Origin of the sequence: Aquicoccus sp. (assembly GCF_041686535.1) — a bacterium.
Taxonomy (GTDB): Bacteria; Pseudomonadota; Alphaproteobacteria; order Rhodobacterales; family Rhodobacteraceae; genus Aquicoccus.
In genome coordinates this window covers 1-12057 of sequence record NZ_JAWLDS010000092.1, presented here as the reverse complement: position 1 = coordinate 12057, position 12057 = coordinate 1, and the positions used below count along the sequence as shown (strand labels likewise).

The 12057-nt window shown below is 65.1% G+C and carries 13 protein-coding genes; 10 read left to right on the top strand and 3 right to left on the bottom strand.

From position 1 onward, the window contains the following. Positions 1-63 precede the first annotated feature (63 nt). The 4 genes from ACESL9_RS14745 (at position 64) to ACESL9_RS14730 (ending at position 1966) form a co-directional block, all read left to right on the top strand. The gene (locus ACESL9_RS14745) at positions 64-1014 is read left to right on the top strand and encodes a PriCT-2 domain-containing protein (RefSeq protein ID WP_372675082.1); all 951 of its coding nucleotides are present in this window, start codon (positions 64-66) and stop codon (positions 1012-1014) included. Continuing rightward, on the top strand, positions 1014-1280 hold the full coding sequence (locus tag ACESL9_RS14740) for a hypothetical protein (protein ID WP_372675081.1): 267 nt from the start codon (positions 1014-1016) through the stop codon (positions 1278-1280). The genes ACESL9_RS14745 and ACESL9_RS14740 overlap by 1 nt, the downstream gene beginning before the upstream one ends. A gap of 67 nt (positions 1281-1347) precedes the next feature. Next, the gene (locus tag ACESL9_RS14735) at positions 1348-1503 is read left to right on the top strand and encodes a hypothetical protein (RefSeq protein ID WP_372675080.1); all 156 of its coding nucleotides are present in this window, start codon (positions 1348-1350) and stop codon (positions 1501-1503) included. A 142-nt stretch (positions 1504-1645) separates the two neighbouring features. Next, positions 1646-1966, top strand: coding sequence for a hypothetical protein (locus tag ACESL9_RS14730; RefSeq protein WP_372675079.1), 321 nt, complete (start codon positions 1646-1648; stop codon positions 1964-1966). A 65-nt stretch (positions 1967-2031) separates the two neighbouring features. Here ACESL9_RS14730 and ACESL9_RS14725 read toward each other — a convergent pair whose 3' ends face one another. After that, complete coding sequence (locus ACESL9_RS14725) at positions 2032-4068, bottom strand: FAD-dependent oxidoreductase (protein WP_372675078.1); 2037 nt, start codon at positions 4066-4068, stop codon at positions 2032-2034. Here ACESL9_RS14725 and ACESL9_RS14720 point away from each other — a divergent pair. Continuing rightward, a complete protein-coding gene (locus ACESL9_RS14720; protein ID WP_372675077.1) occupies positions 4067-4243 on the top strand; it encodes a hypothetical protein in 177 nt (58 codons plus the stop codon). The genes ACESL9_RS14725 and ACESL9_RS14720 overlap by 2 nt on opposite strands. Before the next feature lie 63 nt (positions 4244-4306). Beyond that, the gene (locus tag ACESL9_RS14715) at positions 4307-5239 is read left to right on the top strand and encodes a GNAT family N-acetyltransferase (protein ID WP_372675076.1); all 933 of its coding nucleotides are present in this window, start codon (positions 4307-4309) and stop codon (positions 5237-5239) included. Between the two features lie 10 nt (positions 5240-5249). Here the strand turns inward: ACESL9_RS14715 and ACESL9_RS14710 are convergent, their stop codons facing one another. Next, positions 5250-6539: an NAD(P)/FAD-dependent oxidoreductase gene (locus ACESL9_RS14710; protein ID WP_372675075.1), complete on the bottom strand. Its 1290-nt coding sequence runs from the start codon at positions 6537-6539 to the stop codon at positions 5250-5252. Between the two features lie 17 nt (positions 6540-6556). Continuing rightward, complete coding sequence (locus ACESL9_RS14705; RefSeq protein WP_372675074.1) at positions 6557-7222, bottom strand: haloacid dehalogenase type II; 666 nt, start codon at positions 7220-7222, stop codon at positions 6557-6559. Between the two features lie 218 nt (positions 7223-7440). Here ACESL9_RS14705 and argE point away from each other — a divergent pair, with 218 nt between their 5' ends. The 4 genes from argE (at position 7441) to ACESL9_RS14685 (ending at position 11833) form a co-directional block, all read left to right on the top strand. Next, positions 7441-8565 (top strand): acetylornithine deacetylase, encoded by a 1125-nt coding sequence (gene argE / locus ACESL9_RS14700; RefSeq protein WP_372675073.1) that lies wholly within the window; start codon positions 7441-7443, stop codon positions 8563-8565. A 123-nt stretch (positions 8566-8688) separates the two neighbouring features. Next, complete coding sequence (locus ACESL9_RS14695) at positions 8689-9531, top strand: GNAT family N-acetyltransferase (RefSeq protein WP_372675072.1); 843 nt, start codon at positions 8689-8691, stop codon at positions 9529-9531. 17 nt (positions 9532-9548) lie between these two features. Next, entirely contained in the window at positions 9549-10925 is a 1377-nt protein-coding gene (locus ACESL9_RS14690) for an aspartate aminotransferase family protein (protein ID WP_372675071.1), read from the top strand. Further along, entirely contained in the window at positions 10922-11833 is a 912-nt protein-coding gene (locus ACESL9_RS14685) for a 2-hydroxyacid dehydrogenase (protein WP_372675070.1), read from the top strand. Before ACESL9_RS14690 ends, ACESL9_RS14685 begins: the two co-directional genes overlap by 4 nt. Positions 11834-12057: the final 224 nt, after the last annotated feature.

The following is a 12057-nucleotide window of genomic DNA, read 5'->3' as shown; positions in this document are numbered from 1 at the left end:
CCAGCGAGGCGGATCTCAAGTTGGACGACTTTGCAGGCTGGGAATTGGAGGAGGAGTGACCCTATGGCCGATAGCGCACTTTCTCAGCCTGCAAACGAAGAGGATCTGACCGACCTGCGGCTGGCGCTGCATCGCAACGGTTACCATTGGCCCGAATGCTCGCCGCTCGACGTGCCGCTTCACGAGCTGCCCCTGGTCAGCCGGGACCGATGCGCGGCGTTCATCACTGCGGCCGATGCCTATTTGCGCCAACACGGCGGGCAGACCAAAGCGGACACGCGCGACGTTGAGCGCGAGGGCCGAAAGGTTGCCGGGCTGCGGCGCCGTGAGCCACCGTCGTCCGAACTGGTCGAGGAGGCGTTGTCTTACATCCCCAATGATGACCTGTCCTATGACGAGTGGATTCGGGTCGGGCTGGCGCTCTACGCCGCGCTGGGCGCCGATGGGCGCGTCCTTTGGGAGGAATGGTCCGCGCAGGCGGCCAAGAACGATCCGCCTTACACGGCAGAGAAATGGGACAGTTTTTCGGAGGTGCGCAGCATAACCGTGGGCACCCTTTTCTGGCTCGCGCGGCAGAATGGCTGGCGCGTCGAGACGCCTCAACGCACGCGATCTGCGGCGGCCCAAACGGAGCCCGACGGTTATGCCCCGCAGAATGATGACCGTTCCACGATCAAGGTTTTCGCGGGCTTCCTGCATGAGACCATCGACAAGGCCGAAGGCGCGCTGATGCAGGCGAAGCTGGGATACTACCAGCGCGGCAGCATGGTCGTGCGACCCGCCATGGTCCCCGTCAATATCTCTGGCGGCCGGATCGTCGATGCCCCGCGGCTGGTCGATGTCAAAGCCCACCATATGGCCGAGGCGATGACACGCGCCGCAAACTGGGAGCGGTTCGATAAACGATCCGGGGAATGGCTGCGCACCGACTGCCCACACAGGATCGCAGAAACGTTTCTGGCGCGTGCGCGCCGGTCGCGCCGCCGAGCGGCTGGACATGCTGGAGCGCAATGATGCCATTCAACGTCAAATGCTGGACGCGGCTGCGCAGCGGCCTCGTGATCGTGACGCTCTTCTTGAGCGGTTGCGCGGGGGTGGATTCTGACGCTCCGCCCGGGGTCTGTCCGCCCGAGGTGCAATACAGCCGGGCCGAGCAGGTGCGAGTGGCGGACGAGATGGCGGCGCTGCCAGAGGGGGCGTTGATCGTGGAATGGCTGACCGATTACGCGGTGCTGCGAGACCAGGTGCGGGCCTGTCGGCGCGTATCGCCAAGCCCCTGATATTCAACTGGACTGTTCGCAACGAATACGCCTGCTGTCCCGGTGACCATTTATTGGAGATCCATTCATGACCCCGAAGCACCCGGAGATCATCGTCACGCTGCCCGGCCATGACGGCAATGCCTTTACCGTTCTCGGAAGGTGCCGCCAAGCTGCGCGCGCGGCAGGATTGCCCGAAGACGAAATTGACGCTTTTACGGACGAGGCTACGGCGGACGACTAAGACCACCTGCTGCGCACGGCCATGCGCTGGCTCGATATTCGGTGAGGTCATCTTCCGGCCGACCTATGCGACGCCATGCCAGTAATGTTCACCCTAGCACCCCAAGCCGCTCAGCGATATCCTAAAACCCCGGATCGGCGGCGTGATAGTGTCCCGGGAGGCGGTGTATCGACATCGTGTTCCGGAAACGGTTGCCAATGATGCGCGCTCATCCAAGCGACGTGGCCCGCAAGGTGCGTGCAGCGACGCCGACCTGCTCGGCCACATCGAGGCGGTGATCCGTGCCTCGCCCTTTTCAGGAGAGTGGTACCGGAAGATCTGGGCTCGGCTGCGGATCGAAGGCTTCGCCCAAGCGGTTGATGGCATCAAGGGCGCCTGGCCAAAACGCGCACTGAGCCGCGATGACAAACAGGTTCTCAATCTGATCCGAAGCGACAATCAGCGCCGAAGACAATTGGCATGAGGGCGAAGTTGCCGATCAGCGTGGCGCTGACGAAATGGCGCTCTCGGGCTGCTTTCGTATACCGTTCAAAGTGTTCGCAAAAGTCGTAGGCTATCAAAAACCGCCGCGTGGATGTTGCGGGAGGCCACAGCATCACCGATCCGAAAAAGCCAAAAGTCGGCTTCAGGGTTGTGTTCGATGTCTTGGGGGTTCCCCGACAGCAGAGCGTCCCGATCCACTTCGCCAAGGTTGCGCGACAGCGGTTTCAATGCAAAATACAGATCGTCTAGCGGCACGGTGCCGTTGTTGACCACGACCTGATCCACCTCTCGTGTCATTCGCGCGGCACTGTAATCGCTGCACAGATCGGCCATCATCCGGTTGCCCTCGCGGCGCACCGCCTGCAGGCGCCATGTGACGGTGAAGTGCACGTCGCGGCCCTGCATCTCGCGCAGGAACGGCGTCAACGTCATGGGCATCACTTCCGAGGACAGCGCGCGGTCGGGGCTGACGATCTCGACCCGTGCACCCGTCGCCGCGATCATCTCTGCCGCCTGAAGACCGGCCGCATCGCCGGCATTGTCAAAGACCAGCACATCGCGGCCCGGCCGCGCATCACCCGACAAGATATCCCAGCTTGAGACCGGCAGATCCTGCCCGGTCTGCAGCGGCACGTCATGCGGCAGCCCGCCAGTTGCGACGATCACCAGATCCGCGCCGGACCCTGTCACGGTTTCTGGTTCCGCAAAGCTGTTGAAGTGGAACCGCACGCCTAGCCTTTCGCATTCGGCCATACGCCAGCCAATCAATGACAGGATCTCGCGCCGCCTTTCGGATTGCGCCAGCAGCCGCACCTGACCGCCGGGATCGTTCGCCGCCTCGTGCAACTCGACGTCGTGCCCCCGTTCGGCGGCCACGCGGGCCGCTTCCAGACCGCCCGGACCGGCCCCGATCACCAGCACCCGGCGCGGGGTGTCGGCGGGCACGATCGCGTGGGGTTGCTCCTGTTCCCGGCCGGTGGACGGGTTGTGCGCGCAAAGCGCCGCAGCCCCCTGAAACCGCCGGTCGAGGCAGAAATTCGCCCCGACGCAGGGCCGGATGCGATCCTCTTGCCCGGCCTCGATCCGGCGCACGATATCGGGATCGGCCAGGTGCGCGCGGGTCATGCCGATCATGTCCACCATGCCGGTGGCGATCGCATGGCGGGCGGTGGATACGTCCGCCACCTTGGCGGCGTGAAGCACCGGAATGCCTGTCGCCGCGCGCAGGCGGGCTGCGTCCGCGAGATGCGGCGCACTGCGCATGCCGTGCACGGGGATCATGTCCGTCAGCCCCGCATCCGTGTCGATATGCCCGCGGGTGACGTTGAGGTAATCCACCAGCCCGCTATCCTTCAGCCGGCGCGAGATTTCCAGACCTTCCTCGGCATCGACGCCATCGGCGCACATCTCGTCGCCGGCATAACGCAGCCCTAGCAGAAAGCCCGGCCCCACGCGGCGCCGCGTCTCTGTCAGAACCTCCATCGCGAGGCGCATGCGATTTTCAAGAGACCCGCCATAGGGCCCGTCAAGATGATTGGACCGTGGCGACCAGAACTGATCCAGCAGATGTCCCGTGGCCAGGAACTCGATCCCGTCCAGCCCAGACTCGTGCATGCGCTCCGCGGCGGTGGCGTAATCGTCGATGATCCTGGAAATGTCCCAATCCTCTGCCAGTTTCGCGGCGTGGTGGTGGGCGACCTCTCGCTCGATGCTCGATGAGATGGTGGGCAACCAGTCGCCGCGATCCCACCGTGTCCGCCGGCCATGATGGGTCAACTGGATCATCACCGCACAGCCCTCGTCATGGCACTCGGCGGCCAGCGACCGCATCCATGGCACGATCTCGTCACGGAACGCCTGTACGCCGCCGCCCGACGGCGCGCTGTCGGGTGCGACCGAGGCCGAGCCCATGGTCATGGTCAGCGCCACACCGCCACGCGCGCGTGCGACGTGATAGGCGCGGTAGCGATCCTTGGGCAGCCCGTCCTCGGCATAGCCCGGTTCGTGCCCGGTTATCAGCAGGCGGTTCTTCAGCGTCAGACCCCCGATCTGGCAGGGTTGCAACAACGGATCGTCGCGCATGGGTGGAAAGCTCCTTTTCCCTTACATGGGGTTCACTCGTGGCACCTGGTCCGATCCCGAACAGGGCGGTTCATGCGTGATCCTCGCAGGAAAGAAAGCGCATATGCTGTGGTATGCGGGCTCGAAACCGCAGAAAAAACCGTGGCGCATGGACGATATTGTGCAAAATGTGTGATTTTCTCCAGCGCGGCTTAGCTTTATGTGCCACCGCGATGGACAGACGGGGATCTGCGAACAAATGGCGAAACGGCTGGGCGAACCGACGGAGCACAACACCGCGCAAGGGGCAGGCGCGCACACGAGCGACAGTTTCCGCGTCGACAAGTTCACGGCTACCGCGCACCGGATCGGCCCTTCCGGTCGCGCGCTCTTGCACGAATTGACGGTCGGGGTGTTCTGGGCGCATCGCGCGCGCGACCTGGACGTGTTCATCGCGCTTGGCGAGGGGTATCTGGCCATCGACGAGATTGGACGCGCCCTGGGCTCTGCGATGTGTTTCCGGGCGCATGAGGATTTCGCCATGCTTGGGATGATGGTCACCGCCCCGCGGCTTCAGACGATGGGCACGGGACGCTGGCTGCTGCGCAGGGTGATGGACGACTGCCCGGAGTGCGACCTGCGGCTGAGCGCGACGCGGCAGGGCTACCGGCTTTACAAGGATGCGGGGTTCGTGCCTCTCGGCACGGTCTGGCAGCATCAGGGCACGACCCGGCGGATCTATCTGCCCGACGCAGTGCCGGGCATCGCGCTGCGCGAGATGGAGCCCGGCGACGCGGCAGCGATCCGCGCGCTCGACACGCAGGCGTACGGGGCCGCGCGCGATCGTACGATCGACAAAATGCTGCAATTGTCCGACGGGGTGGTGGCCGAGGCTGGCGGCGAAATATGCGGCTTCGCGCTGCGCCGGCCGTTCGGCCGGGGTCGGGTCATCGGACCACTCGTCGCCGAGACTGAACGCATCGCGATGATGCTTGCCGCGCCCCTGATTCAGCGCAGCGAAGGCGAAATCGTGCGGCTCGACCTGCCCGGTGAAAGCGAATTGTTCAGTGCTTTCCTGTCGGCTGCCGGGATGGGGGTTCATGATACGGTCACAGAGATGTATCTGGGCCGCCAGCGCCGTCCGCTCACCGGCCCGCGGATGTTCGGCCTTGCCGCACATTCACTGGGTTAGGCGCGCGGCGTCACGACAGCCGGTCCTTGATCCCGAACCACAGCCCCACCAGCGGCAGGAACCACGGACGCCCCGAATATCCTGGCACGGTGGGCCAGACGAGCCCGGCCAGTGGGTTCGTGCCCTCGTGGCCCATGGCCATGTCGGCCAGCGCCGCGCCCACCAGCGTCGACATCTGCGCGCCGTGCCCGGAATAGCCCATTCCGTAGATCATGCCGTCGATCTCGCCCGCGCGGGGGAAACGGTCCTTGGTCATACCCACGAGGCCGCCCCAGCAATAGTCGATACCGACATCGGCAAGATGCGGAAAGATCCGCACAATCCCTTCGCGCAGGATATCTCCGGATTTGGCATCCGAGCGCTGATCGGACCGGGCCGAGAACCTTGCCCGACCGCCAAAGATCAGCCGGTTGTCGGGCGACAGGCGAAAGTAGTTGCCGATATTCATTGAGGTCACGCAGGTGCGGTTGCCCGGAAGTGTCGCGGCGACCTCGGCGTCGGTCAGCGGGCGTGTCGCCACGATGAACGACCCGACCGAGATGATGCGCTTGCGAAAGGGTTGCAGCGGCGCGCCCTGGACAGCGCCGGAATAGGCCCCGGTCGCGGCGATCACGCGCTCGGCGCGCAGCGTGCCGCGCGGGGTGTCGAGATGCCAGATGCCATCCTTCTTGCGCCGGCCCGTCACCGGAGCGGTTTCCCAGATCCGCGCGCCGTGTCCGCTGGCCGCCCGCGCCAGTGCCGACACGTAGCGCCCCATATGCATCATCGTGGATTTCGGTTGCAGGCAGGCCCCGTAAAACGCATCCGACCCGATCTCGTCGCGCAGCGCATCGCGGTCCAGCCAGCGCGCATCGGGATCAACCTCGCGCGCGATCAGGTCGCAATTTTCGCGCAGCGATACGACATGGCCCGGCTTTGACGCGAGCTTGAGCTTGCCCGAGCGGCGAAAGTCGCAGTCGATGCCCTCTTCGGTTATCGTATCTTCGATCGTGTCGATGGACTGGTTATAGGCCTGATACAAGGCATGGGCGCGATCGCCCCCCAGATGCGCCTTGGCCGCCGCGTAGCCGTGCGCGATCCCGTTGTTGAGATGCCCGCCATTGCGGCCCGACGCACCGGCACCGACATGCTCGGCCTCGAGCAGGGCCACCGATACGCCGGCACGGGCCAGCCGCCTTGCAGCACTCAGCCCGGTAAAGCCGCCGCCGATCACCGCCATGTCGAACCGCCCCTCCACAGGGCCGTGCATCCCGGCCTCGAACGGCGGGGCGGTTTCGTGCCAGTAGGATGCGTATTTCATGCCCTGCACCGCGCGCCTTACAACCCGACCAGCGCGGGCAGGCCCGAAATGTCGGAAATCTCTGTATATCCGTAGTATGGATTGGCCGGTTCGTGGCCGCGATTGACCCACGCCTTGTGGGTGATGTCCAGATCATGCGCCGTCATCAGATCGTAGCGGAAGCTTGACGAGACATGCAGCACATCCTCCGGCCCGCATCCGAGTTGATCGAACATGTATTCGAACGCGCGCATCTGCGGCTTGTAGGCCTGCGCATCCTCGGCGGTGAAGACATGATCGACAGGCACGCCTAGGTTGGCGATGTTCTGCGGGATCTGGTTGTTCATCGCGTTTGTCAGGGCCACCAGCGGAATTTTCCCCGCGATCTTCGAAAGACCGGCGGTCACGTCCGCGTGCGGTCCCCATGTCGGCACACGTTCGTAGATCTCGGTGGCGATCTTCGGGGCGAACGGCACGCCGGTGCGCTTGCAGGTCCGTTCAAGCGAATTGTGCACCACGTCGGCATAAGGTTTCCAGGCGCCCAACACTTCGTCGAGCCGGTAGGCCGCGAAGTTCCGGATGAACACCTTCAGCGCGTCGGGTGACAGCGTATCGCCGTAGTGATCGTGCACGGCCCCGGCCATGTCGTAAAAGATCATGGTTCCGTGGCAATCGAAGGTAATGAACTTGGGACTGAACGTCATGGTGCTCTCCGGAAGCGTCTTCATTGCCGCCATGCTGGCGGTTTTCGGGCGGAATGGATTGCCGCGTTTGCGGGGCATGCCGCAGAATATCGCGTTGCGCGGGTGGGATCCGGCAAATGGTGCCGTCGGGCCGCCGCGACGCGGTGCCCGCGATACCCCGCAGTCCTGCACGATGAGGCAGGCCCCCGGACGACCTGACGAAAGGACACGATGACGCCATGACCCATTGCCGCACGCCACAAGAAATGCTCACCCGGCTTGTTGGCTTCGAAACGGTTGTCGGACGCCCGAACCTGCGCCTGATGGACGATATCGCGGATTGGCTCGATGATCACGGGATCACGTACCATATTCTCGTCGGGCCGGAAGGTGACCGTGCCAACCTGTTCGCGACCATCGGCGATGCGACACGGCCCGGCTACATCCTGTCGGGTCATGTCGATGTCGTGCCGGCGGAAGAGCCCAACTGGCGCGCCGATCCGTTCATCCTGCGCCACGAGGACGACCGGCTGATCGGGCGCGGCGCCTGCGACATGAAGGGCTTCGTCGCCGCCGTGCTAGCCGCCGGGCCGGATCTCGTGACGATGGACCCGGCGACACCGATCCACATCGCGCTGTCCTACGACGAAGAGGCGGGCTGCAAGGGCGTGCCACACCTGATCGCCCGACTGCCGGAGCTTTGCGCACCACCGCTTGGTTGCATCGTCGGAGAGCCGACCGGACTGGTGCCGGTGCTGGCGCACAAGGGCAAGGCCGCGCTGCGCCTGCGGGCTGTGGGCGCGGCGGGTCACAGTTCGCGCCCCGATCTGGGACGCAATGCGATCCATACGCTGCTGCCCGCGCTCGTCGCTGCCGAGGCACAGGCCCTTGAGTTGCAAACGCGCGGCCCTCGTGACGCGCGATTCGCACCGCCATGGTCCAGCCTGCAAGTGGGAACGTTCGCTGGCGGCCAGGCCCTCAACATCATTCCCGACCGTGCCGAGGCACAGGTCGAGGCCCGCGCCATCGCCGGGAACGATCCCGAGGCGTTGTTCGGACCGGTTCTGGCCGCCGCTGATCTTCACGGCGTTGAGGCCGAGTGGCTGTCGAGTTACCCGCCCCTCGCCCTTGATGCCGGGCATCCGCTGGCCGCGCTGACCGCCGGGATCTCGGGGCAGACGCCTGTGCCAGCGGTCAGTTTCGGGACTGAAGCGGGGCTGTTCCAGCAGGCCGGCATTCCGGCGATCATATGCGGCCCCGGCGACATAGCCCGCGCACATCGTCCCGAGGAGTACTTGACGCTGACGGAACTCCGCGCGTGCCACGACATGGTGCGGGCCCTTGGGCGGCGCTGCGCCGTGTAGCGGCGGCATTTTCTGCGGCGCGATCCACGGGATGCAAGGCAAACTGCCGCGTCGGGCGCGCATCAGGTGCCTCATGCCGATCCCCGCTGACTAGCGTGGCAGGAAAACAAGACGAGTGATCAGATGATACCAGACGCCTCCACCTCGATTTCGCCCGCGTCGGGGCTGCACATCCGACCCTTCGCACCCGAGCATCTGGCCGACGCCGTGCGCCTGTCGCGGCAGGTCGGCTGGCCGCACCGGCAGCAGGACTGGGCGATGGCGCTTGCGATCTCCGAAGGGGTCGTGGCGCTGAACAACCGGCGGGTCGTCGGCACAGCCTGTTGCACCCGCTTCGGGGACGTGGCGTTGCTGAACATGATCATCGTCGATGAGGCCATGCGTGGCCACGGTCTGGGCCGACGGCTGATAGCGGCAGCGATGGACCTGGCACCGGGGGCAGAGATGCGGCTGGTCGCAACCACCGACGGTTTGCCGCTTTATGAAAAGCTGGGCTTTCATGCCAAATACAGGATCGTTCAGCATCAGGGCATCGCGCGGACCGCGACAGCCCGGGTGCCGGTGCGCGAGGGCCCCGTGCAAGACGTGACGGGGCTGGTGCGTATGGACCATGCGGCGTCGGGCCTCGACCGCGAGGCCCTGCTGGACAGGATCGCGGCGCAGGGGGATGTCCTGCTGGCCGACAGAGGCTTTGCGATGGTGCGTGATTTCGGACGCGGGCAGGTCATTGGTCCCGTGGTCGCACGCGACGCGGCAACCGCGCGTGCCCTGATCGCCGAGGCGGTCCGCCGGAATGCAGGCGCTTTCCTGCGCATCGACCTGCCAGAGGGGGCGGGGCTGTCGGATGACGTAGCCGCATTGGGTTTGTCCTGTGTCGGTGGCGGCACCGCCATGGTCCGCGATCCCGGCCCTTCCCCGTCTGGTGATTTCACGACCTTCGCGCTTGTGTCGCAGGCGCTCGGCTAACCTGATCGGAGAAGACCATGCTAACGAATTCCCTTGTAGAACTCGACCGCCGGCACCTGATCCATCCGGTGTCCTCCTTTCACGGGCACGAGGCGCGCGGGGTGCGGGTGCTGAAATCTGCGCACGGGGCGACCGTAACCGACAGCGAGGGACGAGATCTGATCGACGGTTTCGCAGGGCTATGGTGCGTCAACGCGGGCTACGGCCATGAAACGGTGGTCGAGGCCGCCGCGACGCAGATGCGTGATCTTTCCTACGCCACCGGCTATTTCGATCTTGGCGCCGAGGCGCCGATCCGTCTCGCGGCGGATCTGGCCGAGCGGTCGCCGGGCGATCTCGACCATGTCTATTTCTGCCTTGGCGGGTCCGATGCGGTCGACAGCACGATCCGTTTCATCCGCTATTACTGGCACGCCAAGGGCGAACCAAGCCGCGACCAATTCATCTCGGTCGAGCAGGGATACCACGGCTCGGCCTCCGCCGGGGCGGGTCTGACGGCCTTGCCGGTCTTTCACGATGGCTTCGGGCTGCCGCATGACTGGCAGCACAAGATCCCGTCGCATTACGCCTATCGCAACCCGGTCGGATGCGACGACGCGGCGATCATCGCCGCCTCGGTCTCCGCTCTGCGCGCCAAGGCCGAAGAACTGGGTCCGGAACGGGTTGCGGCCTTCTATGTCGAGCCGATTCAGGGATCCGGCGGCGTTCTGGTGCCGCCCACGGGCTGGATGAAGGCGATGCGCGAGGTCTGCACCGAGCTGGACATCCTTTTCATCGCAGACGAGGTGATCACGGCCTTTGGCCGCACCGGCCCGCTCTTTGCCTGCGAGGATGAGGGGATCGTCCCCGACCTGATGACCGTCGCCAAGGGCCTGACATCCGGATATGTACCGATGGGGGCGGTGTTCATGCGCGAGCATGTCTACCAGACCCTCGCCGAGAGTGCGGGAAAGAAGGCCATCGGGCACGGCTTTACCTATTCCGCGCATCCGGTCTCGGCAGCGGTCGCGCTACAGGTCCTGAAGCTCTACGAAGGTGGCCTGCTGGAAAACGGGCGCCGTCAGGGCGCGCGATTGCAGGCGGGGCTGGCCGGACTGGCCGATCATCCGCTGGTCGGTGATGTACGCGGGCGCGGGATGCTGGCGGCGATCGAGCTTGTGACCGACAAGGAAAAGAAGACAACGCTGCCTGCAAGTCTCGACCCGGCGAACCGCCTGTTCGACCGTGCGTGGGAGAATGGGCTGATCGTGCGCAGCTTCGCGCAGGGGATCTTCGGCTATGCGCCCCCCCTGTGCTGCACAGATGGCGAGATCGACGAGATCGTCGCGCGCACGCGAAAGGTTCTGGACCTGACGCTGGAAGACCCCGAGATCCGCGAGGTGCTCCGCGCATGACGCTGCTATTGCTTGGCCCGCCACAGCGCGCCCGCGCGTGGCACCCCATTTTCGACGCCGCCGGAGAAGACATCGTCGTGGGCGAGGACGCCGTGCGGGACCCGTCCAAGATCACGCATCTGGCCTGTTGGCAGCCCCCGGCGGATCTTGGCCGTTATCCAAATCTGAAAGCGGTTATCAGCACTGGCGCTGGGGTGGATCAGATGCCGGTCCTGCCGCCCGGTGTCGCGCTGGTCCGCAGTCTGGCGCCGGGGATCGACACGCTAGTGCGTGATTGGGTGCTGATGGCGACGCTGATGCTGCATCGCGACATGCCGCGCTATCTGGAACAGGCCACCCGGGGCGAATGGCGTGGGCATCCGCCCCACCCCGCCAGCACCGCGCGCGTCGGGATCATGGGGCTGGGCCGGATCGGGCGCGCGGCAGCCACGAGCCTGTCATCCCTCGGCTTTGACGTCGCCGGGTGGCGGCGCTCGGGCCAGCCGGTCGAGGGGGTCAACGTCTACGGGCAGGCCGACCTTTCGGACTTTCTGGCGCGTACCGATCTGCTGGTTTGTCTACTGCCTCTGACCGATGAGACGCGCGGCGTTCTGGGGAGCGATCTTTTTGCCGGGCTGCCCGATGGCGCGGCGCTGATCCATGCAGGGCGCGGTGCTCAGCTCGACATTGAGGCGATGCGCTCAGCGCTTGACGCGGGACGGTTGCAAGCCGCGATGCTTGACGTGACAGATCCCGAACCGCTGCCGCAGGATCACTGGGCATGGGCCGATCCAAGGGTGATTGTCACACCTCACACAGCGGCACAAACCGATGCGACAGAGGGCGCGCACCATGCATTGGCAGTGATCCGCGCCACCCGCGATGGCACGGCGCTGCCTGGTCACGTGGATCAACGGCATGGGTATTAGGCCGCGACCGAGATGCGGCATTTCGAGCCGTACCACTGGTCAAAACAGAAGAATCTGCCGTCGCTTCGACAAAATTCGACTTCAGGGGCCGGGCCACCGCGACGATGATGAACAAGTAGCGGAAAACCCCGGCCCGACCAGGCGTAATCAAGGAAAGAAAGCGTCCGCATGACATCAGACACGATGACAAGACCTTTGCCCTCCGACGGCTACTGGGCGAATTA